This is a genomic window from Mesorhizobium sp. WSM3879 (assembly GCF_002294915.1).
GTDB lineage: Bacteria > Pseudomonadota > Alphaproteobacteria > Rhizobiales > Rhizobiaceae > Mesorhizobium.
In genome coordinates, this window is sequence record NZ_NSFZ01000011.1 from 68,603 (window position 1) to 94,389 (window position 25,787).

The following is a 25,787-nucleotide window of genomic DNA, read 5'->3' on the forward strand; positions in this document are numbered from 1 at the left end:
ACATGCAAAGATTGACCGTTGTAGCGGCAGCCGTTGCTGCCGGAGTGATGACTTTTGCCTTCAGCCCAGCGAACAGCGCCCCCCTGAGCCTCCGGGCGGCGGACAATGGGTTTGCTGCGACCCCTTCAAAGCCCAAGGCTGCGCCAAGCGCCAAGACTTCGACGGCCAAGAGAGCTACCCCGGCGAAGGTGCAGAAAGCCGCCGCAGCGCGGTCCGCGAAATCAAGAGTCAAACGCTACGCAAAGCGCAGCAGGCAAACCATCGACCTGACCGCGACAGCTTCCATCCGTCCTGAAAAGCCCGCCTTGTCTTCTTCGGCAACTGGCGACGGCCAATATTCGGCGATCATCGCCCGCTATGCGGCAAGCTACGGCGTGCCGGTGTCGCTGGCCAAGGCCGTCATCACGATCGAGAGCAACTTCCGGCCCAACATGGTCGGCGGCGCCGGCGAGATCGGCCTGATGCAGATCAAGCCGGCGACGGCCCGGATGATGGGCTATACCGGTTCGGTCAAGGGACTGTTCGATCCCGACACCAACATCAAATACGGCATGAAGTACCTCGCCATGGCGCAGGGGCTAGGCGGCGGCACCACCTGCGGCACAATCCTCAAATACAATGCCGGCCATGGGGCGACGCGGATGAATCCGATTTCGGCCGCCTATTGCAGCAAGGTGAAGGTGCAGATGGCGGCGCTCGGTTCGCCTGTCTAAGCGGGACAGTTGTCTTTTTTGTTGCGTTTTCAGGCGCGAATCCCTTTATACGCCCTTGCCAGCTGGCCGGGCGGCCGCGCCCGCAAGAGCCGAAAGGCTGCGGGTGAGGAAAGTCCGGGCTCCATGGAGACACGGTGCCGGCTAACGGCCGGCGGGGGAGACCCCAGGGAAAGTGCCACAGAAAGCAAACCGCCGCGGCATTTGCCGCGGCAAGGGTGAAAGGGTGGGGTAAGAGCCCACCGCGCGACTGGCAACAGAAGCGGCACGGCAAACCCCACCGGGAGCAAGACCGAATAGGGGCGGTGCGAAGGGAAACCTTCGAGGGCTGTTTCCGGCCCACCGCCCGGGTAGGTTGCGTGAGGCGCATGGCGACATGCGCCCAAGATGAATGGCCGCCACGTTCCCGCGCCGCAAGGCGTGGGGGCCATACAGAACCCGGCTTACAGGCCAGCTGGCATTTTCCTCCACAGCGCTCCGAGCCGCTCAGCCGCCAAGCCGGTCCAAAGACGCCTCGATCGCCTGCCAGAGCTCTTCCACCGGCTCGCAGCCGACGGCCAGCCGCACGAAGCCGGGCGGCACGGCATCGCCGCGCTTCGATCGCCGCTCGGCCGATGTATGGACGCCACCAAACGAGGTCGCCGATTCAATCAGCGCGCAGTTGTTGATGAAATCCTCGGCCTTCTCTTCCGAAGCCAGTTCGAACGAGATGAGAAAGCCGAAGCGCTCCATCTGGGCACGCGCCAGATTGTGCGAGGGGTCGCCCTCAAGGCCTGGAAAGCGCAAGCCGCTCACGGCGCGATGCCCCTTGAGCCGGCGGGCGATCGTTTCCGCCGAGGAGCACATGCGATCGTACCGCACCTCAAGTGTTTCAAAGCCGCGATGCACGAGCCAGGCCTCGAACGGCCCGGGAATGCCGCCGGCGGTTTCTCGCCAGTCCCTGACCTTGGCGATAATATCCGGATCGCGGCTGGCGACATGGCCGAACAGCACATCCGAGTGACCGTTGATCGCCTTGGTGTCGGCCGAGACCACGATGTCGGCGCCAAGGTCGAGCGGGCGCTGGCCGAAGGGCGTCATCGTCGTGTTGTCGACGATGAGGAGCGCACCTTGTTCGTGGGCGGTCTTGGCGACGGCGGCGATGTCGCAGATATCCAGCCTTGGGTTCGAGGGGGTTTCGACGAAGACCAGCCGGTAGCCGGCGAAGCCGCCGTCGAGCATGCTCGATGTCGGCCTCACGTCATAGGCGATGCCGAGCGGTTTCAGGAAACGCTCCGCCAGAGCTCGCGTCGTGTGGTAGCCGTCCGAGGGCAAGAGGATGCGGTCGCCAGATTTGACCAGCGCAAAGAACGTTGCCGAAATCGCCGCCATGCCCGACGGAAAGGCGATGCACTGCGCATCTTCGAGATGACCAAGCGCATGCTCGACCGCGTGCCATGTCGGATTGCTGAAGCGGCCGTATTGATCGAAGCCCGTCGCGTCCCCCGGCGAATGAAAGATCGAGGCCATGGTCAGTGGCAAAGGGATGGGATCGCCCTTGGCGAAATCGCCGCTGCGCAGATGGGCAAGTGTCGCGGCGCGTGACTTCGCGGTTTCGGACATTGGGCGCATTCCTTCACTGAACTGACGTCCGAACGCTAGGCGTGCCGGGCCTTCGCGGCAAGCCGCGTCCTTTTGGGCCAGAGCCTTCTAAACGCTTCGTTAGGCTTAATGGACGATAAAGACGAGACGTGCCGCAAGCCTGCGCTTTCAGGTTGTGGCATGCGTGTTTGTGATGCCTCTTCCCGTTGACGCCCATATTACCCCATGATATCCCATTCTCATCAAGCTTTCGTTCCGCGTCAGGGTGAAGCGTACGCCAATCGGGCAGTCGCGGCGGCTGCGCGTTTGCCGGTTTTCGCCTTGGTGAATGAAGCGATTTGTCGCGAGGCGATGCGCGGCGGCGGCGCGGAGAAAAACATGGGCAGGGGTGCGGCGGCGACAGCGGCTGTAAGGCGTAGTGGACCGATTTCTGTCAAACGCAGTGAACAGGATCGATGCGAAGGGGCGGGTATCCGTTCCGGCGCATTTCCGTTCGGTCGTGCAGAAACGTGGCTATGCGGAACTCTATGCGCTACGCTGCCTCGACCTTCCGGCGATGGACGTCGGCGGGCTCGATCTGCTCGACCGCTACGAGCAGCGGATCGCGCTGGAAGATCCCTTCCTGCAGACGGCGGACGATATGTCCTTCTTCTGCCATGGCGACGGGACGTTCCTGAAACTCGACCAGGACGGCCGCATTACGATGACCGATTTCATCCGCGAGCACACGGGCATCTCGAACGAGGTGGCCTTTGTCGGCCGCGGCAATTTCTTCCAGATCTGGGAGCCGGGCCGGCTTGCCGCCTATGGGGCGCAGGCTCGAGCCAGGCTTTTGCAGCTTCGGCAGGGGACGAAGCCCGGGGAGCGACCGGAATGATGACTGGCCACGGCGATGATCCTCACGCCGTTGGCGGACTGGTCCGTCACATTCCGGTCCTCCTTGCCGAAGTGCTGGAGGCGCTTGAACCCAAGGCGGGCGAGACGATCGTCGACGGCACGTTCGGCGCCGGCGGATACACCACCGCCATCCTCGAGCGCGGCGCCTCGGTCGTGGCCATCGACCGTGATCCGGATGCGATCGCCGCGGGCAAGGCTCTGGAACAGCAGGCCGGCGGCAGGCTGAAGCTCGTTCAGGAGCCGTTCTCGACCCTGGACAAGCATGTCGAAAGCGCCGACGGCGTCGTGCTCGACATCGGCGTCTCGTCGATGCAGCTCGACCAGGCCGGGCGCGGCTTTTCCTTTCGCGCCGACGGACCGCTCGACATGCGCATGGCGCAGGCTGGCCTGAGCGCCGCCGACGTCGTGAACACCTTCAAGGCGGGCGACCTTGCCCGCATCTTCGGCTTTCTCGGCGAAGAGCGGCATGCCGGCCGCATCGCCCGCATGATCGAGGCCCGGCGCGAGAAGCGGCCCTTCGAGCGCACGCTCGATCTTGCCGACGCCATCGCCACCCATGTCGGCCGCGCGCCGAAGGACAAGATCCATCCCGCCACCCGCGTCTTTCAGGCGCTGCGCATCTTCGTCAATGACGAGCTCGGCGAGTTGGCGAGCGCGCTGTTCGCCGCCGAGCGGGTGCTGAAGCCGGGCGGCAGGCTCGCCGTCGTGACCTTTCATTCGCTGGAGGATCGCATCGTCAAGCGCTTCATCGCCGATCGCGCCGATGCGGCCAGCGGATCGCGTCATATGCCGGACGCGCCGGCGCGGCTGGCGACCTTCCGCAAATCCGGCGGCGGGGTGACGCCGGGAGAGGCCGAGATCGCCGGCAATCCGCGGGCGCGCTCGGCGAGGCTGCGCGCGGCAATCCGCACCGGCGCGCCTGCGCGCGCCGGCGACTTTTCGATTTTCGGCCTTCCAAAGCTTCCCGCCGTCGAGCGGCCGGGGGAGAGGTAAGCACGTGTTTCGCACCAGCGATATAGTCCTGATCGCCGTCATGGTCTCGGCGGCGGCATTGACCTACAAGACCAAGCGCGAGGCCGAGGACCAGCTGGCGGCGGTGCAGAAGCTGCAGGCGCAGATCCGCTACGAGGAAGACACAATCGATCTTCTCAAGGCGGACTGGAGCCTGCTCACCCAGCCGGCGCGGCTGCAGAAGCTTGCCGAAATCTACAAGTCGCAGCTCGGGCTCGAGCCGCTCAACGCCCACCAAATCGGCGGGCTCGACGACGTGCCGATGAAGCCGCTCAATATCGAGGACCTGTCGTCGCAGCCGCTTGGCGGCATGGCCGACAATTCGGGCAAAGGGCCGTCGGACGGCAAGGATCCGGTGGTGACCGGGAGCACCGTGCAATGATCAGCAGGCTTCCAGGGATCGGCAACCTGCTGAAGCGCCGAAGCAAGGCAGCTGAGGACGGCTCGATCGTCGTCGACGCCGCCCGCAAGGCAACCGGCGGCAAGGCCAAGACCCGCATCGTCATGACGATGGCGGTGTTCTTCACCATCTATTCGACGATTGCCGGCCGACTGGTCTATCTCGGCCTGCAGAATCCGGACAATTCGGGTGGTCCGCAGAGCCGCGTCACTGCATCGCGGCCGGACATCGTCGACCGCAACGGCGAGGTGCTGGCGACCGACATCAAGACGGCGTCGCTGTTCGCCGAGCCGCGCCGTATCGTCGACGCCGACGAGGCGATCGAGAAGCTCTCGACCGTGCTTCCCGAGATTGACTACGAGCAGACTTATCACAAGCTGAAGAGCGGCGCCGGCTTCGTCTGGCTGCAGCGGCAGCTGACGCCGAAGCAGCAGGCCGACATCATGGCGCTTGGCATCCCGGGTCTCGGTTTCCGCACCGAAAAGCGCCGCTTCTATCCGAGCGGCGAAACGTCATCCTACATTGTCGGGCTCACCAACATCGACAATCAGGGCATCTCCGGTATGGAGAAGTACATCGATGACCAGGGCCTGACCGATCTGCAGGCGTCAGGACTGGCGGTGGCCAGGGATCTGAAGCCGGTGAAGCTGTCGATAGACCTGCGCGTCCAGCATGTGGTGCGCGACGAGGTGGCGACCGGCATGGAGCGGTTCCACGCGATCGCGGCCGGCGCGGTGGTCCTCAATATCAAGACCGGCGAAGTCCTGGCCATGGCCTCGGTGCCGGATTTTGACCCCAACAATCCCTACAATGCTCAGGAAAAGGACCGGCTGAACCGTATGTCGGCAGGGCTCTACGAGATGGGCTCGACCTTCAAGAGCTTCACCACCGGCATGGCGCTCGATTCCGGCAAGGTGACGCTGGAGAGTCGCTTCGATGCGTCGCGCCCGATCAGGATCGGCCGCCAGACCATCCATGACTTCCACAGCAAAGGCCGTGTGCTTTCGGTGCCCGAAGTGTTCATCTATTCGTCCAACATCGGCTCGGCCAAAGAAGCCGAGGCTGTCGGCATCGAAGGGCATCGCGAGTTCCTGCATCGGCTAGGCGTGCTCGAAAAGATGCAGACGGAGTTGCCGGAAGTGGCGCGCCCGACCGAACCGAAAGTATGGAAGCAGGTCAATTCGATCACCATCGCCTTCGGCCATGGCGTCTCGACAACGCCCCTGCAGACTGCCGTCGGCTGCGCCGCATTGATGAGTGGCTATTTGATCGAGCCGACTTTTCTGCCGCGCACGGCCGAGCAGGCGATGGAGGTGGCCAAAAGGGTGGTCAAGGACACGACCGTGGAAGGGATGCGCTATCTCTACGCACTCAACGCCGAGAAAGGCTCGGGCAAGAGCGCCAGGGTTCCGGGTTACCGCGTCGGCGGCAAGACGGGCACGGCGGAAAAGGTCGTCAACGGCCGTTATTCGAAAGAGAAGAATTTCAACGCCTTCGTCGCCGCCTTTCCGATGGACGATCCGCAATATATCGTGCTGACCATCGCCGATGAGCCGAAGCCGGAAAAGCCCGGCATGGGCGCCACCGCCGCCTCGAATGCCGGCATCATGGCAGGCAACATCATCAGGCGTGCGGCTTCGATGCTTGGCGTGAAGCCAGATTTCAGCCATGAAAATGGTGCAACGCTGGTTTCCTATCAGTGATTCTTGGGGCGCGCCGGCAACTGCGCGCTATTTTGTTGCGGTGAACGGGACTCAATGTATCTGAAAAATCTAGCCGGTATCCTGCCTGTCGAGGGAACAGCTTCCCCCGATCTGGAGGTTACCGGTCTCTCCTCCGATTCCCGCCAGGTAAGACCGGGCGTCGTTTTTTTCGCGCTCGCCGGCAGCAAGGCTGATGGCTCGACCTATGCCGCCGATGCCGCCGGCCGCGGCGCTGCCGCAATCGTGGCGGCCAAAGGCAATACAATCTCCGGTCTGTCGATCCCGGTTCTTGCCGTCGATGATCCCCGTCTGGCATTGGCGCTGAGCGCGGCGCGCTTCTTCGGCAAGCAGCCTCGGACGATGGTCGCCGTAACCGGGACCAGCGGCAAGACATCGGTTGCCGCGTTCACCCGCCAGATCTGGGAGCAGGCAGGTTCTGCCGCCGCTTCGATCGGCACGACCGGCGTGGTGGCGCCGGGCCGCAACGAATATGGCTCATTGACTACGCCCGATCCGGTCGCGCTGCACGAGTTGCTCAAGGAACTGGCGGAGGCAGGGGTGACGCACGCCTCGATGGAGGCTTCCAGCCATGGTCTCGACCAGCGTCGGCTCGACGGCGTCAAACTGGCCGCCGGCGGCTTTACCAATCTCGGCCGCGACCACATGGATTACCATCCGACGGTCGAGGATTATCATCGTGCCAAGCTGCGTCTGTTCGACACGCTGCTGCCGAAGGGGGCGCCGGCCGTGATCTTCGCCGACGATCCCTGGTCGCAGCCGACGGTTCATGCCGCGCGGGCAGCGGGCCTCAATGTTCTGACCGTCGGCCGCCACGGCGAATTCCTGACGCTGAAGCGCGTCGAGCATGAGCGGCGGCGCCAGCGTGCCGAGGTGGAGGCCGATGGTGTGCTTCACGAGATCGACCTGCCGTTGGCAGGTGATTTCCAGATCGCCAACGCCCTGGTTTCGGCCGGCCTCGCCATCTCGACTGGAACATCCGTTGATAAGGCATTGGCCGCACTGGAGAAACTCAAAGGTGCGCCGGGCCGCCTCGACCTTGTGGGCACGACGGCCGCCGGCGCTCCGGTCTATGTCGACTACGCGCACAAGCCCGACGCGTTGGAAAATGTCCTGACCTCGGTTCGTCCGTTCACCACGGGCCGGGTCGTTGTCGTCTTCGGCTGCGGCGGCGACCGCGATCGCGGCAAGCGGCCGATCATGGGCGAGATCGCGACCCGGCTCGCCGATGTCGTCATCGTCACCGACGATAATCCGCGCACGGAAATCCCCGAAACCATCCGCGCGGCAATCCTTGCCGCGGCGCCCGGCGCCATCGAGATCGGCGACCGCCGCAAAGCGATCCACGAGGCCGTCGCCATGCTCCATGCCGGCGATACGCTGATCGTTGCCGGCAAGGGGCATGAGGAAGGCCAGACGATCGGCACCGAAACCTTCCACTTTTCCGATCACGAGGAAGTGCGCGAGGCGCTCCAGGAGCGCGCCGCATGAGCTTGCTGTGGACGTCGCAAGCGCTTGTCGAGGCCATGGGCGGCAGGCCGATCGGCTCGCTGCCGGAAGGCATCACCGGCATTTCGATCGACAGCCGCAGCCTCGAACCGGGCAACGCCTTCTTCGCCATCAAGGGCGAGACGATGGACGGCCACGATTTCGCGACCGCCGCAGTGAAGGCGGGCGCTGCCGTGCTGGTCGTCGCCGAGGGCAAGCTGCCGTCGCTCGGCCGGCTGACGGCGCCGATGATCGTCGTGCAGGATGTGCTTGCGGCGCTGGAAAAGCTCGGCATTGCGGCGCGCGCTCGCTCACGGGCCAAGATCATCGCGGTGACCGGCTCTGCGGGCAAGACGACCACAAAGGAAGCGCTGCGCCATGTGCTGTCGGCGGTGGGCAAGGTGCACGCCTCGGCGCAGTCGTTTAACAATCACTGGGGCGTGCCACTTACCTTGGCGCGCATGCCCGCAGACTGCGACTACGCGATCTTCGAGATCGGCATGAATCATCCGGGCGAGATAAGGCCGCTGGTCAAGATGGTGAGGCCGCATGTCGCGATCGTCACGCTGATCGCGGCCGCCCATCTCGGCTTCTTCAAGAATCTCGACGAGATCGCCATGGCCAAGGCCGAGATTTTCGAGGGCATAGAGGCCGGCGGCGCCGCGCTGCTCAATCGCGACGATCCGCGTTGGAAGCTGCTCGGGAAAGTGGCCAAGGATGCAGGTGTCGAGCATGTCTTCGGCTTCGGCGAGAACGCCCGCTCGGCCTTTCGTCTTATTGGCTGCGACCTTTATGCCGATCACTCCGATATCGCGGTCAAGATCGGCAAGAGGGACGTGACGGCCCGTGTGGGGGCGCCCGGCCGCCACATCGTGCAGAATGTGCTGGCGGTGCTTGGCGCCGCGCAGCTGGTCGACGCCGATCTCGACAAGGTCGCGGCGGCGCTCGCCGATCTTTCGGCCGAGCGCGGGCGCGGCCGGCGCCACATTTTGCGCCATCCGAACGGTCCGATCACGCTGATCGACGAGAGCTACAATGCCAATCCGGCGTCGATGGCGGCAGCCATGGCGCTGCTCAACGCCACGCCGGTATCGGGCGAGGGCAGGCGCATCGCCGTGCTTGGCGACATGCTGGAACTCGGCAGCCATTCGGCGAAGCTCCACGCGGCCCTTGCCGAACTTATTGTCGGCACAGAAACGCGCAACGTCTTTCTCGGCGGCCCGGAGATGCGGGCACTGGCCGAGGTTTTGCCTTCGGATGTCGAAACCGAGTACCGGCCAGGAGCCGAAGAGCTGAAGCCCGTCGTCATGTCGGCGATCAGGCCGGGCGACGTGGTGATGGTCAAGTCGTCGAAAGGCATCGGCTTTTCAAAGCTGGTCGAGGCATTGCTCGGCAAATTTCCGGCGGAAGCCGCAACCATTGAACCGACCTGAGGTCGGGATCCGGGGGACCGATGCTCACTTTACTCGTTGATTTCGCGGACAAGATCTCGGCCTTTAATGTCTTCCGCTACATCACCTTTCGCACCGGCGGTGCGCTGATCACTTCGGCGCTGATCGTCTTCATATTCGGACCGACCATCATCAATTCGCTGCGGCTTCGCCAGGGCAAGGGGCAGCCGATCCGCGCCGACGGACCGCAGACACATTTCAAGAAGGCCGGAACGCCGACGATGGGCGGGCTGATGATCCTGTCCGGCATCATCGGCTCCTCGCTTCTGTGGGCAAACCTCTCCAGCATCTATGTCTGGGTGGTGCTTTTGGTCACCGTCGGCTTCGGCTCGATCGGTTTCTACGACGACTATCTCAAGGTGACGAAACAGTCGCATCTGGGCTTCTCCGGCAAGGCGCGGCTGGCGATCGAATTCGTTGTCGCCGGCATCGCGGCCTGGGTGATCATGCACAATGGCCAGGCGCCGTTCTCGTCGTCGCTGACCTTCCCGTTCGCCAAGGAATTCCTGATCAATCTCGGCTGGTTCTTCGTGCCGTTCTCCTGCTTCGTGATCGTCGGCGCCGGCAATGCGGTGAACCTGACCGACGGTCTGGACGGGCTGGCGATCGTGCCGATCATGATCGCTGCGGCATCGTTCGGCGTCATCGCCTATCTTTCCGGCAACGCGGTGTTCGCCGAGTATCTGCAGATCCATTTCGTTCCGGGCACCGGCGAACTGGCGGTCGTGCTGGGCGCCGTCATCGGCGCCGGCCTCGGCTTCCTGTGGTTCAACGCGCCGCCGGCCGCGATCTTCATGGGCGACACCGGCTCGCTTGCCATGGGCGGCCTGATCGGCACCATCGCTGTCGCCACCAAGCACGAGATCGTGCTGGTCATTGTCGGCGGCCTGTTCGTGGTGGAGATCCTGTCGGTCATCATTCAGGTCGGCTACTTCAAGATGACCGGCAAGCGCGTCTTCCTGATGGCACCGATCCATCACCATTTCGAAAAGCTCGGCTGGACCGAGAGCCAGGTGGTGATCCGCTTCTGGATCATCGCCGTCATCCTGGCGCTGGTCGGCCTCTCCACCCTCAAGCTCAGATAGGATGCCCGCTTGATCGCCGCCGCTTCCTTTGCAGGCAAACGCGTTTCGCTCTTCGGGCTCGGCGGATCGGGGATTGCGACCGCGCATGCGCTGATCGCCGGCGGCGCCGAGATCCTCGCCTGGGACGACAATCCGGACAGCGTCGCCAAGGCGGCAGCCGCCGGGATCGCGACCGGCGACCTGCGCGGCGCCGACTGGTCGCGCTTTGCGGCCTTCGTCCTGTCGCCCGGGGTGCCGCTCACGCATCCGAAGCCGCACTGGACGGTGGAACTGGCGCGCGGCGCCGGCGTCGAGGTGATCGGCGACATCGAGCTGTTCTGCCGCGAGCGCATCCAGCGCGCGCCGGCCGCACCCTTCGTCGCGATCACCGGCACCAACGGCAAGTCGACGACCACGGCGCTGACGGCGCATATCTTGAAGTCGGCCGGACGCGACACCCAGATGGGCGGCAATATCGGCCGCGCCATCATGACGCTCGATCCGCCCGAGGCCGAACGGCACTATGTGGTGGAGTGCTCTTCCTACCAGATCGATCTCGCGCCCTCGATCAATCCGACCGCCGGCATCCTGCTCAATCTGACGCCCGACCATCTCGACCGCCACGGCACCATGGCCCATTACGCCTCGATCAAGGAAAGGCTGGTCGCCGGCAGCGACACCGCGATCATCGGCGTCGACGATTCCTGGTGCGCCCAGATCGCCGACCGGCTGGAGCGGGCAGGCCGGCAAGTGATCCGCATTTCCAAGCGCCTGCCGCTGACCGACGGCTATTTCGCTGACGGCACGAATCTGATGGAAGCCGTGCACGGTCGCTACAGCCGCATCGCATTCCTGGAAGGCATCGGCTCGCTGCGCGGCCAGCATAATGCGCAGAACGCGCTCGCCGCCGTGGCCGCCTGCCTCAGGGTCGGGCTGGAACTCGGCGAGATCCAGGCGGGGCTGGAAAGCTTCCCGGGGCTGGCGCACCGCATGGAGCAGGTGGGCCGCAAGGATCATGTGCTGTTCGTCAACGATTCCAAGGCGACCAATGCCGATGCGGCGGCTCCCGCGCTGTCGAGCTTCAACCGCATCTATTGGATCGCAGGCGGCCTGCCCAAGGAAGGCGGGATAGAGCCGCTGCGCGGTTTCTTCCCACGCATCGCCAAGGCCTATCTGATCGGCGAGGCCGCTCCCGCTTTCGCCGCCACGCTCGGCGAGGCGGTGCCTTACGAAATTTCCGGAACGCTGGCGGCCGCGGTCGAGCACGCCGCCCATGACGCCGCGGGCGACACCGGCGGCGAGGCCGTCGTCCTGCTTTCGCCGGCCTGCGCCAGTTTCGACCAGTTCAAGAATTTCGAGGTTCGCGGCGAAGCCTTCAGGCAAGCTGCGACTGCTATTGATGGGGTGAAACCCATCGGAGGGCCACGTTGATGCAAAGCCGTCTCGACAAAAGTCCGGTCGCAACCTGGTGGTGGACGATCGATCGCTGGTTCCTGGCGGCATTTCTGTCGCTGATGGGGCTCGGCATCGTCTTGTCCTTCGCCGCAAGCCCGGCGGTCGCCGAGCGCATCGGTCTCGACAGCTTCCACTTCGCCACAAGACAGATCATCTTCACCATCCCGGCGCTCGTCGTGATGCTCGCGGTTTCCTTCCTGGAAGCGCGACAAATAAGGCGCATGTCGCTGGCGATGATCTGCATCATGCTGGTGCTGATGGTGGCGGTTCTCTATATCGGCGTCGAGGTGAAGGGCGCGCGGCGCTGGGTATCGCTGGCCGGGCTCTCGATCCAGCCGTCCGAGTTCCTGAAGCCGGCCTTTGTCATCATTTGCGCCTGGCTGTTTGCCGAGCACAAGCGCCAGCCCGACATTCCCGGCAATCTGTTCGCCATGCTGCTGCTGGCCTTGGTGATCTCGCTGCTGATCGCGCAGCCGGATCTCGGCCAGACCATGCTGGTGCTGGGCACCTGGGGCGTGATGTTCTTCATGGCCGGCCTGCCGTGGTTCTGGATCGTCGCGCTTGGGGCTGCCGGCGTCGGCGGCGTGTTCGCGGCCTATACGGTGTTTCCGCATGTGGCCGCCCGCATCGACAAGTTCCTCACCGGCGAAGGCGACACTTTCCAGGTCGACATGGGCCGCGAGGCGCTGATCAATGGCGGCTGGTTCGGCGTCGGCCCAGGCGAGGGCACGGTGAAGCGGGTCATCCCCGACAGCCACGCCGACTTCGTGTTTTCGGTCGCGGGCGAGGAGTTCGGGCTGATCATGTGCTTCTTCATCATGTCGATTTTCGCCTTCATCGTGCTGCGAGGATTGAGCATCGCGCTCAAGGAGCATGACGACTTCACCCGTTACGCCGTCGGCGGGCTCGTCACCATTTTCGGCCTGCAGTCGGCCATCAACATGTGCGTGAACCTACAGTTGATGCCGGCCAAGGGCATGACGCTGCCCTTCATTTCCTATGGCGGCTCCTCGCAGATCGCGATTGCCGTCTCGATGGGCATGGTGCTGGCGCTGACGCGCAGGCATCCCGAAAAGCGCAAGCAGATTGGCTACGCCTTCTCGCAGCGCGCCATGCCGGCGGAATGAGGCGGGATGTCGAGGGGTGTCATCCTGCTGGCGGCCGGCGGAACGGGCGGACATCTGTTCCCAGCCGAGGCGCTTGCGCATGAGCTGATCGAGCGGGGCTGGGAGGTGCATCTTGCCACCGACCGCCGCGCGGAGCGCTACTCCGGCCACTTTCCCGCCGCCGCGATCCACTCCATCCGCTCGGCGACTTTGGGCTCGAAGAATCCCTTCGCCGTGCTCGCCGCCTTCTGGGCGATCTGGCAAGGCGTGCGGCAAGCGGGGCGTGTCATCGCCAGGATCAAGCCCGACGTCGTCGTCGGCTTCGGCGGCTATCCGACATTGCCGCCGCTCTATGCGGCGACACGGCGCAAGGTGCCGACGCTGATCCATGAGCAGAACGCCGTCATGGGCCGTGCCAACAAGGCGCTGTCGAGCCGGGTCGATGCGATTGCCGGCGGTTTCCTGCCGGAGGGGGAAAGCGCGGCCGGCGCTAAGACGGTGACCACGGGCAATCCTGTGAGGCCGCAGATACTTGAAGCGGCGAAATCGCCTTATGTCGCGTCGGATGCCAGCGAGCCGTTCCGCTTCCTGGTCTTCGGCGGCAGCCAGGGTGCGCAGTTCTTTTCCGATGCTGTGCCGGCGGCGATAGCGCTTTTGCCCGAAGCGCAGCGCAAGCGGCTGGCGATCACCCAGCAGGCGCGCGCGGAAGACGTGGCGCGAGTGAAGACCGCCTATGCCGATCTCGGCGTCGACGCGCAGGTCTCGCCCTTCTTCACCGATATGGCGGCGCGCATGGCGGCCGCACATCTGGTGATGTCGCGGTCCGGTGCCTCGACCTTATCGGAGATCGCGGTCATCGGACGCCCGGCGCTGCTGGTGCCTTACCCGCATGCGCTCGATCACGACCAGGCGGCGAATGCCGCGGCACTTGCCTCCGCCGGTGGGGCCGAGGTCCATCAGCAATCGACGCTCTCGGCCGAGCGGATCGCCGCGTTGGTCGGCGGGCTGATGGAGGATCCCGGCCGGCTGACCGCAATGGCCGCGGCTGCCCGCTCGGCCGGAAAACCCGACGCGGCGCGGTTGCTCGGCGATCTCACAGAGGCTATTGCGTCCGGCAAAACGGTTTCCGACTACAGGAGGACGCGCGCATGAAGATGCCGCAGACGATCGGCCTCGTGCATTTCATCGGCATCGGCGGAATCGGCATGAGCGGCATTGCGGAGGTGCTGCACAATCTCGGCTACAAGGTGCAGGGCTCCGACCAGGCGGACGGCGCCAATGTGCAGCGGCTGCGCGACAGGGGCATCGAATGCTTCGTCGGCCACAAGGCCGAGAACATCGGCGAGGCCGAGGTGGTCGTGGTGTCGACCGCCATCAAGAAATCCAACCCCGAGCTCAAGGCGGCGCGCGAGAAACTGCTGCCGGTCGTGCGCCGCGCCGAGATGCTGGCCGAGCTGATGCGCTTCCGCCAGGCGGTCGCCATCGGCGGCACGCATGGCAAGACGACGACCACCTCCATGGTCGCGACGCTGCTCGAAGCCGGCGGGCTCGATCCGACCGTCATCAATGGCGGGATCATCAACGCGTATGGTACCAATGCCCGCATGGGTGACGGCGAGTGGATGGTGGTCGAGGCCGACGAGAGCGACGGTACCTTCCTCAAGCTGCCGGCCGACATCGCCGTCGTCACCAACATCGACCCCGAGCATCTCGACCACTATGGCAGCTTCGACAAGGTGCGCGAGGCCTTCCGCCAGTTCGTCGAGAACGTTCCGTTCTACGGTTTCGGCGTGATGTGCACCGACCATCCGGAGGTGCAGGCGCTGGTCGGCAGCATCGAGGATCGGCGCGTCATCACCTATGGCGAGAATGCCCAGGCCGACGTGCGCTTCGCCAATCATCGCATGGACGGAGCTACATCCGAGTTCGACGTGGTGATCCGCGACCGCAAGGGACGGGGCACGACGACGATCACAGGTCTGCGACTGCCCATGCCCGGCCGCCATAATGTCTCCAACGCGACGGCGGCGATCGCGGTCGCGCACGAGCTCGGTCTGTCCGCCGAAGCCATCAAGAAAGGCCTGTCATCCTTCGCCGGCGTCAAGCGGCGTTTCACGCACACCGGTTCCTGGAACGGCGTCGAGGTCTTCGACGATTACGGCCACCACCCGGTGGAGATCGCGGCGGTGCTCAAGGCCGCGCGCGGGGCCACAAAGGGCCGCGTCATCGCGATCGCGCAACCGCACCGCTTCACCCGGCTGCACGACCTGTTCAATGAGTTTTCCGTCTGCTTCAACGATGCCGACACGGTCATGGTGGCGCCCGTTTACGCGGCCGGCGAGGAACCGATCGAGGGCGTGACCTCGGACGCGCTGGTGTCGCGCATCCGTGCCGGCGGCCATCGCGACGCGCGCTATATCGAAGGCCCGACGGCGGTCGCGCCGGCCGTCCGCGAACTTGCCAAGCCCGGCGACTTCGTCATCTTCCTTGGCGCCGGCAACATCACGCAATGGGCCTATGCGCTGCCCAAGGAACTCGGTGGGGGCACCTCATGATGCGCGGCCAGGACCTGATCGACAAGCTCGGCGACAAGCTTGCCGGCCTGCGCGGCCGCGTCACGCCCAATGCCGAGATGGACAAGATCACCTGGTTCCGTGCCGGTGGGCTGGCGGAAGCGCTGTTCCAGCCGGCCGACGAGGAGGACCTCGCGGCCTTCCTGCGCGCGGTGCCGGAGGAAATCCCGATTACGGTCGTCGGCGTCGGCTCAAACCTTCTGGTGCGCGACGGCGGCATCCCCGGTTTTGTGGTGAGGCTCTCCGCCAAGGGCTTCGGCGAGGCCGAAGTCACCGGATCGACCACCATTAAGGCTGGCGCGGCAACGCCGGACAAGCGTCTGGCCGCCGTGGCTTATGAAGCCGGCATCGGCGGGTTCCATTTCTATCACGGCATTCCGGGCGCTGTCGGCGGGGCGCTGAGGATGAACGCTGGCGCCAATGGCGTCGAGACGCGCGAGCGCGTGGTCGAGGTGCAGGCGCTCGATCGCGCAGGCAATGTCCATACGCTGAGCAATGCGGATATGGGCTATGCCTACCGCCATTCGTCGGCGCCTGGCGGGTTGATCTTTACCTCCGCCATCTTCGAGGGCATCCTGCAAGACAAGGTTGCGATTAAGGCGGCGATGGATGCCGTGCAGAACCATCGCGAGACGGTGCAGCCGATCCGCGAGAAGACCGGCGGTTCGACCTTCAAGAACCCGGAAGGCTCGTCGGCGTGGAGAGAGATCGACAAGGCCGGCTGCCGCGGGCTGATGATCGGCGGCGCGCAGATGTCTCCCATGCACTGCAACTTCATGATCAACACCGGCACGGCGACCGGCTACGATCTCGAATATCTCGGCGAGACGGTGCGCGCGCGGGTGCTGGAAAATTCGGGCATCCGCCTGCATTGGGAGATCAAGCGGCTGGGCAACTTCCGGCCGGGTCACGCGGTGCAGGAGTTCCTGGGCCAGCTTCTTTAGCTCGCTGCGATGTTCAAGTAGTGCTTGAACTTGCGTCGTCGGCGACGCCGTCAAGCGTTACCGCAAAGACTCAACAACACACTTTTCTCGCCCGTTTTCGCGGAAAGTGAATCTCTCGGAATCATAGGTACTTGCCAGGGAATCAACTCTCTGATTCTCTGCTCTAAAGCGTTTCCTGATTTGAGTCGTTTGACGCGTTACCCGCGTTTTCCGTCTGGGGGGGCAACCTGCCGGAAGACTCGGACTCAATGTGCGAAAATGTTGCGTGCGGAAATATTGGTTGCAGGCCCGGCGTGAAAGGGGAAGGCGGGATGAAGAAGAAGCATGTGGCTGTTCTCCTGGGGGGATTTTCCTCGGAGCGGCCCGTGTCTCTGTCGTCGGGGAAGGCATGTGCGGATGCGCTCGAGAATGAAGGCTATCAGGTCACCCGCGTCGATGTTTCGCGCGATGTCGGGTCTGTGCTTGCCGATCTCAAGCCCGATGTCGCCTTCAACGCCCTGCATGGCCCGTTCGGCGAGGACGGCACCATCCAGGGAATTCTCGAATATCTCGGAATTCCCTACACCCATTCGGGTGTGCTCGCTTCGGCGCTGGCCATGAACAAGGAGCAGGCCAAGAAGGTCGCCAAGGCGTCCGGCATTCCCGTCGCGGAATCGAAGGTGGTCAACCGCTTCTCCGTCCAGAACAAGCATCCGATGAAGCCGCCTTACGTGGTGAAGCCGGTCAATGAAGGCTCGAGCTTCGGCGTCGTCATCGTGCATGAGGGGCAGTCGCATCCGCCGCAAGTCATCGGCTCGTCCGAATGGAAGTATGGCGAGATCGTCATGGTCGAGCGCTACATCCGCGGGCGCGAGTTGACCTGCGCGGTGATGGGTGACGTGGCGCTTGGGGTCTGTGAAATCATCCCGACCGGTCATTCCTTCTACGACTACGATTCAAAGTACGTCCCGGGTGGATCAAAACACGAAACCCCTGCAAAAATTTCACCGAATATTTACCAAAAAATACAGACACTGGCCCTCAAGGCTCATCTTGCTATCGGTTGCCGGGGCGTTTCCCGGTCGGACTTCCGTTACGACGACCGTCACTCCGAAAACGGCGAGGTTGTCTGGCTCGAGATCAACACCCAGCCGGGCATGACGCCGACGTCTCTGGTGCCTGAAATCGCCGCGCAAGCGGGGCATTCGTTCGGCGAATTGTTGAGTTGGATGGTGGAGGACGCTTCGTGTCTGCGTTGAGGTGGGGCCAGGGCAAGGGCCGCGGGACTGGGCCCGCGCTGTTCGGCGTGCCGCTATCGTTCGACAATTTCGTGTTGCCGCGCCAGCTGCGGCGGCCGGTGCGTTTGCTTGCCCGTCTCTGCGATGGCGAGTACGAGGCGCCGCGCTTCTCGGCTGCGATCCTCTCGGCTGCCTTGTTGGCTTCCGCCGGAGCCTATGGGGCCTATCTCGGCGGCTACGCCGACAGCATCGTGCAGGGCGTGACGGCCCGAACCGGTTTTGCCGTCGACCAGATCAAGGTCGTCGGCAATCGCCAGACTTCCGAGATCGATATCCTGGACCGCCTCGGCCTCGATGGCTGGACGTCGCTGATCGGCTTTGATGCCGAGGCTGCGCGCGAGCGCATCGCGACGTTGCCCTGGGTCGAGGTTGCGGCGGTGCGCAAGATCTATCCTCACACGCTGGAGGTCCGTGTCGAGGAGCGTGAGCCCTTCGCGCTCTGGCAGCAGGGCAATTCGCTTTCGGTCATCGAGCGGTCGGGCGAGGTGATCGCTCCGTTCTCGGGCGGCAAGCAGGCTTTGCTGCCGCTGATCATCGGCACGGGCGCGCCGGCCAAGGCGCCGGATTTCCTGGAGAGGATCAAGCGCTATCCCGAGCTGGCGGCGCGGGTCAAAGGCTATATCCGTGTCGGCGAGCGGCGCTGGGATCTCAAGCTGGAGAACGGCATCACCGTGAAGCTGCCGGAAGACGGCGAGGATCAGGCGATCGCTGAGCTCGTCAAGCTTGACCATGATAACGGACTGTTGACGCGCGACATCGCTGCCGTCGACATGCGGTTGTCCGATCGCCTGGTCGTCGAGCTCTCGCCGGAAGCGGCGACGCAGCGCGAAGCCGCGCTCAGCGACAAGCCGAAGACCCTGACGAAACGCAAGCCGGAGACGAAGATATGAGCTGGCTTGGCGGCGGCGGTGATGCCTCTTCGCGCCGGTCGGGCACGCTGACGGTGCTCGATGTCGGCTCGAGCAAGGTCTGCTGCGTGGTGGCGAAGCTGAAGCCGCGTGAGGACGGCAAGCTGTTGCGCGGACGCTCGCATCGCATCCAGGTGATCGGCATCGGCCATCAGAAGTCGCAGGGAGTTAAGTCGGGCGTCGTGGTCGATCTCGACCGCGCCGAGCATGCCATCCGTCTCGCCGTCGACGCCGCCGAGCGCATGGCGGGGCTCACCGTCGATTCCCTTATCGTCAACATGACGGCCGGCCGGCTGAAGAGCGAGGCCTTTTCGGCAACCATCAATCTCGGCGGCCATCAGGTCGAGGAAGCCGACATCAAGCGCGTGCTCGCTGCCGGCGCCAAGCAGGCGCTGCGGGCCGAGCGAGAGGTGGTTCATTCGCTTCCCGTCGGCTTCTCGCTCGATGCCGAGCGCGGCGTGCGGGATCCCCGCGGTATGGTCGGGGAGACGCTGGGCGTCGATATGCATGTGCTGACCGGCGATGCTGCGCCGATGCGCAATCTCGAGCTTTGCATCAACCGCTCGCATCTGTCGGTCGAGCGCATGGTGGCGACGCCCTATGCCAGCGGTCTCGCGGCTTTGGTCGACGACGAGCTCGAAATGGGCGCGGCCTGCATCGATATGGGCGGCGGCACGACCACGATTTCGGTGTTCTCGGAAGGCAAGTTCGTGCATGGCGACGCCATCGCTATCGGCGGCAATCATGTGACGCTCGACATGGCCAAGGGGCTGTCGACTTCGCTCGACGCCGCCGAGCGATTGAAGGTAATGCATGGCTCTGCGCTGCCGGGCAGCGCGGACGACCGCGACCTGGTTTCCATCCAGCCGATCGGCGAGGAGGGCGAGCTGCCGCTACAGATCCCGCGCTCGGTGATGACGCGGATCATCCGGGCGCGCATCGACGAGACGCTCGAGCTTTTGCGCGACCGGCTGAACAAATCGGGCTACGGCAACGCCGTTGGCAAACGGGTCGTCCTCACCGGCGGCGCCAGCCAACTGGCGGGCCTGCCGGAGGCGGCGCGCCGCATTCTTGGGCGCAACGTGCGCATCGGCCGGCCGCTCGGCGTGGCAGGCCTGCCGGAAGCGGCCAAGGGGCCGGCGTTTTCGACCCCGGTCGGGCTTCTGATCTATCCTCAAATGGCGAGCTTCGAGAGCCATTCGGCGAAAGGACTTTCCGGTTTCAGGATGACCGGAACGGGCGGAAAACTGCATCGCATGAGTCAGTGGTTGAGAGACAGTTTTTAATTTGACGGGGACAGCCCCAAAGGCGGCCGCAGCGGCGAGGCGGCGGGAAAGGCAAAGGACGGAGACTATGACCATCAATCTCAAGAAGCCGGACATCACCGAGCTTAAGCCACGCATCACCGTGTTCGGTGTCGGCGGCGGCGGCGGCAACGCGGTCAACAACATGATCACAGCCGGCTTGCGCGGCGTCGAGTTCGTGGTGGCCAACACCGACGCGCAGGCGCTGACGATGTCGAAGGCTGAGCGGCTGATCCAGCTTGGCGCGCATGTCACGGAAGGCCTCGGCGCCGGCTCGCAGCCGGAAGTCGGCCGCGCGGCGGCGGAAGAATGCATCGACGAGATCATCGATCATCTGTCCAACACGCATATGTGCTTCGTCACCGCCGGCATGGGCGGCGGCACCGGCACGGGCGCTGCACCTGTCGTTGCCCGCGCGGCGCGCGAGAAGGGCATCCTCACCGTCGGCGTCGTCACCAAGCCGTTCCATTTCGAGGGCCAGCGCCGCATGAAGACGGCCGACATGGGCATCGAGGAACTGCAGAAATGCGTCGATACGCTCATCGTCATCCCCAACCAGAACCTGTTCCGGCTGGCCAACGACAAGACCACCTTCGCCGATGCCTTCGCCATGGCCGACCAGGTGCTCTACTCCGGCGTTGCCTGCATCACCGACCTGATGGTCAAGGAAGGCCTGATCAATCTCGACTTCGCCGACGTCCGTTCGGTGATGCGCGAGATGGGCAAGGCGATGATGGGCACCGGCGAGGCTTCGGGCGAGGGCCGCGCCATGGCCGCCGCCGAGGCCGCGATCGCCAACCCGCTGCTCGACGAGACCTCGATGAAGGGCGCCAAGGGCCTGCTGATCTCGATCACCGGCGGCCGTGACCTCACCCTGTTCGAGGTCGACGAAGCCGCGACCCGGATCCGCGAGGAGGTCGACCAGGACGCCAACATCATCCTCGGCGCCACCTTCGACGAGGAACTGGAAGGCGTGATCCGCGTCTCGGTGGTCGCTACCGGCATCGACAAGTCGGCAGCCGAAATCGCCGCGGCGCCAATCTCCATCCGCGCGCCGCAGAAGCCGGTCGCCCGTCCCGCGGCACCTGTTCAGGAAAGCCGTCCCGCACCGGTTCAGCAGCAGGCCTACGAGCCGCGGGCCGTCGATCCGGTTGCCGAGGCGATCCAGCTTGCAGAGGCGAACGCCGCCGCGATGGCACAGCCGCGCCCCGCGCCGGTCGACGACTTCCGCCCGCAGAGCAAGATCTTCCAGGCTCCGCCGGCCCAGCCTCAGCCGCACCCGATCGCCCAGCAGCCGGTCATGCAGCCCGCGCCGCAGCGCGAGATGCCGCAGCCGATGGCGGCGGCGCCGCAGCGCATGCCGCGCGTCGAGGACTTTCCACCGGTCGTGAGGGCCGAGGTGGAGGCCAAGAGCCGCCCTGCGGATCATGAGAACAGCGGACCGATGGGGCTGATCAAGCGGCTGACCAACGGCCTGACCCGCCGCGAGGAAGAGCCGGCCCGGCTGCAGCCGGCGCAGCCGCGCGAGCCGAAACTGCGCCAGGCGGCACCGGAAATGCGCCGCCTCGCCAGCCAGGACCCGCAGGTCTATGCGCCGCGCCGCGGCCAACTCGACGACCAGGGGCGCCTCACGCCTCAAAGCCGCACGGTGCAGGAAGACGACCAGCTGGAGATCCCAGCGTTCCTGCGTCGCCAGGCGAACTAATCGTTAAAGCGCGCCGTCTACGCGCCGCGCTTTAAGCAATGTTTGATAATGTCGTTCTCCCAAAACCGCTGCGCACTTTCGGGCAGAACATGCACTAACGATATATAACAGCTGTTAACAGGCGGGCGAGAGATCGTCTGCCTGTTGCCTTCAAAAGTTGTGGAGAAACAACGGATTACGAGTGTTTCTTCGTTCGGGGCAGCGGTTACACGGGGTAAGAAACCGTGATTTGGAGTCTCCTGGACGGGCCACTATCTTCGCGTCGGACTAAAGTCGGTTTGCCGGGATTCGGGGAGTTGGCCCTGCCTGCCGATATTATCAGAGCCGCTGCCTTGCTCATTCGCCGCTTTTGCGCGCAGGCCAGATGATCCGTCGGGCCGATAATGCCTAAGGCTGACAAGCGGACACAGGCGGTTTGGGCTTATGGGGTTTGTCTTGCACGACTATCAGACGACAGTTAAGGCGCGCGTGACGCTGACCGGCACCGGCGTCCACAGCGGCAAGCCCGTCACCGTTCATTTCCTGCCCGCCGACGCCGATACCGGCATCGTGTTCCACCTCGCGAATGGCGGCGAGTTCCGCGAGTTCCGCGCCCTGGTCTCCGAGGTCGGTGCCACCGACCTCTGCACCATGCTCGGCGATCCGGTCGGCGAGCATATCGGAACCGTCGAACATCTCATGGCGACGGTGTTCGGACTTGGCATCGACAATCTCATCATCGAGATCGACGGTCCGGAAGTCCCCATTCTCGACGGCAGCGCGGTGGCCTTTGTCGAAGCCTTCGACCAGGCGGGGATCGACACGCTTTCGGTCAAGCGCCGCTATATCCGCGTGGTCAAGCCGATCCGCGTCGAAGCCGGTGCATCCTGGGCCGAGTTCCGCCCCTATGACGGCACGCGATTCGAGGTCGAGATCGACTTCGAGAGCCCGGCCATCGGCCGCCAGCTCTTCGCCTCCGACATCAACCCCGACATCTTCCGCCGCGACATCGCGCGGGCCCGCACCTTCGGCTTCATGAAGGATGTCGAGCGGCTGTGGGCCGCCGGCTACGCGCTCGGGTCGTCGCTGGAGAACTCGCTGGTCATCGGCGACGACAACCGCGTCATCAATGTCGGCGGACTGCGCTATCCGAACGAATTCGCCCGCCACAAGACGCTCGACGCCATGGGCGACCTGGCGCTTGCCGGCGCGCGCTTCATCGGCTGCTTCCGCTCCTATCGTGGCGGCCATCGGATGAACGCGGCGGCGCTGCGCCGCCTGCTTTCGGACCGTACGGCCTTCGAGATCGTCGAGACGCGGCGCCGCGAGCGCGGCCGGGTCGCCGAAATGATCGCCGTCAGCGGACCGGTCTACGCGCCCTGGGTCATCTGATTTTTAACGATTTTCTGGCTTTGTAGCGAAGCCGGTGTTGCGCAAATGCATCACAAACCCGTGAAATCGAGCGGCTTTGGGCACGGTCCCAAACCGCCACAAAAATGTGCGATTAGCCGGACATAGCGTTGCCGGGCAAGGGGATAATGGTTTATGGCTGCGGCCGGGACCGAAACGACGCCGAAAGGGCGGAATCCAAACATGTTTTTTTCGCGAGTTGGTCAATCGAAGGCGCCGTATCGGGCTGTTTTCCTGGCGTTTTCGTTGGTCGCCCCGTCGCTCATGCTGTCGGCCTGCATGTCGTCCGAGAAGGACGTCAATCTGGCGACCTATGTCGACCACACCGAACCCGCAGACGTTCTCTACAACCAGGGCCTCGCGAATCTGAATGCCGGCCGCCTCGATGAGGCGAGCAAGAAGTTCGACGCCGTCGACCGCCAGCATCCCTACTCGGAATTCGCCCGCAAATCGATGGTGATGGGCGCCTTCGCCGATTATCGCGCCGGCAACTATGACGAGGCGATCGGTTCCGCCAAACGTTACCTGACGCTCTATCCGTCAACCGACGATGCCGCCTATGCGCAGTACATCATCGGCTTGAGCTACTACCGGCAGATCAAGGACGTCACCCAGGACCAGAAGGAAGCGCGCCAGACGGTGCAGACCATGCAGGACCTGGTGACCCGCTGGCCGAATTCCGAATATGTCGACGACGCCAAGGACAAGATCCGCTTCGCCACCGACCAGCTCGCCGGCAAGGAGATGCAGATCGGCCGCTACTATCTGGAACGCCGCGAATATATCGCCGCCGTCAAGCGCTTCCGCACCGTGGTCGAGAACTACTCCAACACGCGCCACGTCGAGGAGGCGCTCGCGCGACTGACCGAAGCCTACTACGCGATGGGCCTGACTTCGGAAGCGCAGACAGCCGCAGCGGTGCTCGGCCACAACTATCCGGACAGCCAGTGGTACAAGGATTCCTACAAGCTCCTGCAGAGCAACGGGCTTGAACCGCGCGAGAATGCCGGGTCGTGGATCTCCAAGGCCGGGAAGCTGATCACCGGCGCCTGACACTTCTGATGCTGTCCAGACTGTCGATCCGCGATATCGTCCTGATCGAGAAGCTGGACATCGACTTCTTGCCGGGGCTTTCGGTGCTGACCGGCGAGACCGGCGCCGGCAAATCCATCCTGCTCGATGCGCTGTCGCTGGCGCTTGGCGCGCGCGGCGACGCTTCGCTCGTCCGCCATGGCGCGGCGCAGGGCCAGGTCATCGCCGTGTTCGACGTGCCGCGCAACCACCCGGCGCGCGCGCTGCTTGCCGACAACGACATCGAGGATGATGGCGACATCATCCTGCGCCGCGTGCAGACCGCCGACGGACGTACCCGCGTCTTCGTCAATGATCAGCCGTCCAGCGTGACCCTGATGCGCGACGTCGGCCGCGCGCTGGTCGAGATACACGGCCAGCATGACGAGCGGGCGCTCGTCGATCCCGGGGCCCACCGCGAATTGCTGGACAGTTTCGGCGGCCATCTCGGCGCCGTGCGCGGCGCGGGCGAAGCCTGGCGCTATTGGCGGAACTGCGAGCAGGAACTTACGCGGCACCGCGCCAAGGTCGAGGCGGCGGCGCGCGAGGCCGATTATCTCAGGGCCTCGGTCGCCGAGTTGGCGAAGCTCGATCCGCAGCCGGGCGAAGAGACCGAGCTTGCCGAATTGCGCGCGCAGATGATGCGCGCCGAAAAGATCGCGTCCGAGATCCACGATGCGCAGGATGTGCTGTCGGGGCCGTCTTCGCCCCTGCCGCAGCTCGCCAGCCTGCTCAGGCGGCTGCAGCGCAAATCGGGTGAGGTGCCGGGCCTGCTCGACGATGTGGTGAAGTCGCTGGACGAGGCAATGATCTCGCTCGACGCGGCGCAGTCCGGCGTCCAGATAGCACTACGCGCCACCGAATACGATCCGCAGCGACTGGAAAAGGCGGAAGAGCGGCTGTTCTCGCTGCGCGCGGCCTCACGCAAGCACAATGTCGCCGTCGACGATCTGGCGCAGCTGCGCGACACGATGGCGGCCGACCTTGCCGATCTCGATGCGGGCGAGGAACGCCTGCACGGGCTTGAAAAACAAGCCGCCGCCGCGCGCGAAGCTTACGAAATAGCCGCGGCGCAGCTCTCTTCGCTACGCCATGCGGCGGCGGCGGGCCTCACCAAGGCGGTGATGGCCGAGCTGCCGGCCCTCAAGCTCGAGCGGGCGGAGTTCATCGTCGAGATGGTGAGCGATGCCGAAAGCCGCATGGAAGAAGGCATCGACCAGGTCGAGTTCTGGGTGCGCACCAATCCGGGCACACGGCCCGGGCCGATGATGAAGGTTGCGTCCGGCGGCGAGCTGTCGCGCTTCCTTCTGGCGCTGAAGGTGGCGCTTGCCGACCGCGGCTCGGCGCCAACCCTGGTCTTCGACGAGATCGACACCGGCGTCGGCGGCGCCGTGGCCGACGCCATCGGCCAGCGGCTGGCGAGGCTGTCGAAGCGGGTGCAGGTGCTTTCGGTCACGCATGCGCCGCAAGTGGCGGCGCGCGCCGCGACGCATTTTCTAATCTCGAAGTCCGGCGGCAAGGACCGTGTCGCAACCGGCGTTGCCGAAATGGATCGCGCGGCGCGCCAGGAAGAGATCGCGCGCATGCTGGCCGGCGCCACCATCACCGATGAAGCGCGCGCCGCCGCCGAGCGGTTGCTGCGCGAGAACACGGCGGCAGCCTAGGCTTCTTGATTCCCCGGCTGGAATGCCGAGTCAGCAGGTGGCTGCATCCTGCTGTTCGGCAATGATTT

The 25,787-nt window shown here is 64.6% G+C and carries 21 protein-coding genes and 1 other RNA gene; 21 read left to right on the forward strand and 1 reads right to left on the reverse strand.

The features are described 5' to 3' along the window. Positions 1-2 precede the first annotated feature (2 nt). Together CK218_RS22725 and rnpB are read left to right on the forward strand one after the other, a co-directional pair. Entirely contained in the window at positions 3-713 is a 711-nt protein-coding gene (locus CK218_RS22725; RefSeq protein ID WP_095828955.1) for a transglycosylase SLT domain-containing protein, read from the forward strand. A gap of 58 nt (positions 714-771) precedes the next feature. Continuing rightward, positions 772-1,172: RNase P RNA component class A (rnpB, locus tag CK218_RS22730), an RNA gene on the forward strand. 24 nt (positions 1,173-1,196) lie between these two features. Here rnpB and CK218_RS22735 read toward each other — a convergent pair. Continuing rightward, a complete protein-coding gene (locus CK218_RS22735) occupies positions 1,197-2,312 on the reverse strand; it encodes a cystathionine gamma-lyase (protein ID WP_095828956.1) in 1,116 nt (371 codons plus the stop codon). A 397-nt stretch (positions 2,313-2,709) separates the two neighbouring features. On the opposite strand from CK218_RS22735, the gene mraZ reads away from it, so the two are divergent. The 19 genes from mraZ to recN all read left to right on the forward strand — a co-directional run bounded on the left by mraZ (position 2,710) and on the right by recN (position 25,719). Next, entirely contained in the window at positions 2,710-3,168 is a 459-nt protein-coding gene (gene mraZ, locus CK218_RS22740; RefSeq protein WP_095783823.1) for a division/cell wall cluster transcriptional repressor MraZ, read from the forward strand. Then, the gene (gene rsmH / locus CK218_RS22745) at positions 3,165-4,181 is read left to right on the forward strand and encodes a 16S rRNA (cytosine(1402)-N(4))-methyltransferase RsmH (RefSeq protein ID WP_095779050.1); all 1,017 of its coding nucleotides are present in this window, start codon (positions 3,165-3,167) and stop codon (positions 4,179-4,181) included. Before mraZ ends, rsmH begins: the two co-directional genes overlap by 4 nt. A 4-nt stretch (positions 4,182-4,185) precedes the next feature. Next, a complete protein-coding gene (locus CK218_RS22750; protein ID WP_066990723.1) occupies positions 4,186-4,581 on the forward strand; it encodes a hypothetical protein in 396 nt (131 codons plus the stop codon). Continuing rightward, the gene (locus CK218_RS22755) at positions 4,578-6,302 is read left to right on the forward strand and encodes a penicillin-binding protein 2 (RefSeq protein ID WP_066990727.1); all 1,725 of its coding nucleotides are present in this window, start codon (positions 4,578-4,580) and stop codon (positions 6,300-6,302) included. The genes CK218_RS22750 and CK218_RS22755 overlap by 4 nt, the downstream gene beginning before the upstream one ends. A 54-nt stretch (positions 6,303-6,356) precedes the next feature. After that, positions 6,357-7,811 carry a UDP-N-acetylmuramoyl-L-alanyl-D-glutamate--2,6-diaminopimelate ligase gene (locus tag CK218_RS22760; RefSeq protein WP_095828957.1) on the forward strand — a complete coding sequence of 485 codons (1,455 nt, stop codon included), beginning with the start codon at positions 6,357-6,359 and terminating at the stop codon, positions 7,809-7,811. After that, the gene (locus CK218_RS22765; protein WP_095828958.1) at positions 7,808-9,241 is read left to right on the forward strand and encodes a UDP-N-acetylmuramoylalanyl-D-glutamyl-2,6-diaminopimelate--D-alanyl-D-alanine ligase; all 1,434 of its coding nucleotides are present in this window, start codon (positions 7,808-7,810) and stop codon (positions 9,239-9,241) included. Before CK218_RS22760 ends, CK218_RS22765 begins: the two co-directional genes overlap by 4 nt. Before the next feature lie 20 nt (positions 9,242-9,261). After that, on the forward strand, positions 9,262-10,344 hold the full coding sequence (gene mraY / locus CK218_RS22770) for a phospho-N-acetylmuramoyl-pentapeptide-transferase (RefSeq protein ID WP_066990736.1): 1,083 nt from the start codon (positions 9,262-9,264) through the stop codon (positions 10,342-10,344). A gap of 9 nt (positions 10,345-10,353) precedes the next feature. Next, positions 10,354-11,754 carry a UDP-N-acetylmuramoyl-L-alanine--D-glutamate ligase gene (murD, locus tag CK218_RS22775; protein WP_095783819.1) on the forward strand — a complete coding sequence of 467 codons (1,401 nt, stop codon included), beginning with the start codon at positions 10,354-10,356 and terminating at the stop codon, positions 11,752-11,754. Beyond that, a complete protein-coding gene (ftsW, locus tag CK218_RS22780; protein WP_067329044.1) occupies positions 11,754-12,905 on the forward strand; it encodes a putative lipid II flippase FtsW in 1,152 nt (383 codons plus the stop codon). Before murD ends, ftsW begins: the two co-directional genes overlap by 1 nt. A gap of 6 nt (positions 12,906-12,911) precedes the next feature. Continuing rightward, positions 12,912-14,036, forward strand: a complete 1,125-nt coding sequence (gene murG / locus CK218_RS22785; RefSeq protein WP_095828959.1) for an undecaprenyldiphospho-muramoylpentapeptide beta-N-acetylglucosaminyltransferase — start codon at positions 12,912-12,914, stop codon at positions 14,034-14,036. Continuing rightward, positions 14,033-15,439 carry a UDP-N-acetylmuramate--L-alanine ligase gene (gene murC / locus CK218_RS22790; protein ID WP_095828960.1) on the forward strand — a complete coding sequence of 469 codons (1,407 nt, stop codon included), beginning with the start codon at positions 14,033-14,035 and terminating at the stop codon, positions 15,437-15,439. The genes murG and murC overlap by 4 nt, the downstream gene beginning before the upstream one ends. Beyond that, positions 15,436-16,401 carry a UDP-N-acetylmuramate dehydrogenase gene (gene murB, locus CK218_RS22795; RefSeq protein WP_095828961.1) on the forward strand — a complete coding sequence of 322 codons (966 nt, stop codon included), beginning with the start codon at positions 15,436-15,438 and terminating at the stop codon, positions 16,399-16,401. The genes murC and murB overlap by 4 nt, the downstream gene beginning before the upstream one ends. A gap of 311 nt (positions 16,402-16,712) precedes the next feature. Further along, positions 16,713-17,639 carry a D-alanine--D-alanine ligase gene (locus CK218_RS22800; RefSeq protein ID WP_095828962.1) on the forward strand — a complete coding sequence of 309 codons (927 nt, stop codon included), beginning with the start codon at positions 16,713-16,715 and terminating at the stop codon, positions 17,637-17,639. Further along, the gene (locus CK218_RS22805) at positions 17,627-18,568 is read left to right on the forward strand and encodes a cell division protein FtsQ/DivIB (RefSeq protein ID WP_095828963.1); all 942 of its coding nucleotides are present in this window, start codon (positions 17,627-17,629) and stop codon (positions 18,566-18,568) included. Before CK218_RS22800 ends, CK218_RS22805 begins: the two co-directional genes overlap by 13 nt. After that, a complete protein-coding gene (ftsA, locus tag CK218_RS22810) occupies positions 18,565-19,872 on the forward strand; it encodes a cell division protein FtsA (RefSeq protein WP_066990759.1) in 1,308 nt (435 codons plus the stop codon). Before CK218_RS22805 ends, ftsA begins: the two co-directional genes overlap by 4 nt. A gap of 67 nt (positions 19,873-19,939) precedes the next feature. Next, positions 19,940-21,595, forward strand: coding sequence for a cell division protein FtsZ (gene ftsZ / locus CK218_RS22815; RefSeq protein ID WP_095828964.1), 1,656 nt, complete (start codon positions 19,940-19,942; stop codon positions 21,593-21,595). A gap of 423 nt (positions 21,596-22,018) precedes the next feature. Next, positions 22,019-22,966, forward strand: coding sequence for a UDP-3-O-acyl-N-acetylglucosamine deacetylase (gene lpxC, locus CK218_RS22820; protein ID WP_066990765.1), 948 nt, complete (start codon positions 22,019-22,021; stop codon positions 22,964-22,966). A gap of 201 nt (positions 22,967-23,167) precedes the next feature. Then, positions 23,168-24,037 (forward strand): outer membrane protein assembly factor BamD, encoded by an 870-nt coding sequence (locus tag CK218_RS22825; protein ID WP_066990991.1) that lies wholly within the window; start codon positions 23,168-23,170, stop codon positions 24,035-24,037. A gap of 8 nt (positions 24,038-24,045) precedes the next feature. Beyond that, entirely contained in the window at positions 24,046-25,719 is a 1,674-nt protein-coding gene (gene recN / locus CK218_RS22830; protein WP_095828965.1) for a DNA repair protein RecN, read from the forward strand. The last annotated feature ends 68 nt before the right edge of the window (positions 25,720-25,787 follow it).

Coding starts and splice junctions, on each gene's coding strand:
- CK218_RS22725 (WP_095828955.1), top strand. CDS start 3: ATGCAAAGATTGACCGTTGTAGCGGCAGCCGTTGCTGCCGGAGTGATG.
- CK218_RS22735 (WP_095828956.1), bottom strand. CDS start 2,312: ATGTCCGAAACCGCGAAGTCACGCGCCGCGACACTTGCCCATCTGCGC.
- rsmH (WP_095779050.1), top strand. CDS start 3,165: ATGATGACTGGCCACGGCGATGATCCTCACGCCGTTGGCGGACTGGTC.
- CK218_RS22755 (WP_066990727.1), top strand. CDS start 4,578: ATGATCAGCAGGCTTCCAGGGATCGGCAACCTGCTGAAGCGCCGAAGC.
- CK218_RS22760 (WP_095828957.1), top strand. CDS start 6,357: ATGTATCTGAAAAATCTAGCCGGTATCCTGCCTGTCGAGGGAACAGCT.
- CK218_RS22765 (WP_095828958.1), top strand. CDS start 7,808: ATGAGCTTGCTGTGGACGTCGCAAGCGCTTGTCGAGGCCATGGGCGGC.
- mraY (WP_066990736.1), top strand. CDS start 9,262: ATGCTCACTTTACTCGTTGATTTCGCGGACAAGATCTCGGCCTTTAAT.
- ftsW (WP_067329044.1), top strand. CDS start 11,754: ATGCAAAGCCGTCTCGACAAAAGTCCGGTCGCAACCTGGTGGTGGACG.
- murG (WP_095828959.1), top strand. CDS start 12,912: ATGTCGAGGGGTGTCATCCTGCTGGCGGCCGGCGGAACGGGCGGACAT.
- murC (WP_095828960.1), top strand. CDS start 14,033: ATGAAGATGCCGCAGACGATCGGCCTCGTGCATTTCATCGGCATCGGC.
- murB (WP_095828961.1), top strand. CDS start 15,436: ATGATGCGCGGCCAGGACCTGATCGACAAGCTCGGCGACAAGCTTGCC.
- CK218_RS22800 (WP_095828962.1), top strand. CDS start 16,713: ATGAAGAAGAAGCATGTGGCTGTTCTCCTGGGGGGATTTTCCTCGGAG.
- ftsA (WP_066990759.1), top strand. CDS start 18,565: ATGAGCTGGCTTGGCGGCGGCGGTGATGCCTCTTCGCGCCGGTCGGGC.
- ftsZ (WP_095828964.1), top strand. CDS start 19,940: ATGACCATCAATCTCAAGAAGCCGGACATCACCGAGCTTAAGCCACGC.
- lpxC (WP_066990765.1), top strand. CDS start 22,019: ATGGGGTTTGTCTTGCACGACTATCAGACGACAGTTAAGGCGCGCGTG.
- CK218_RS22825 (WP_066990991.1), top strand. CDS start 23,168: ATGTTTTTTTCGCGAGTTGGTCAATCGAAGGCGCCGTATCGGGCTGTT.
- recN (WP_095828965.1), top strand. CDS start 24,046: ATGCTGTCCAGACTGTCGATCCGCGATATCGTCCTGATCGAGAAGCTG.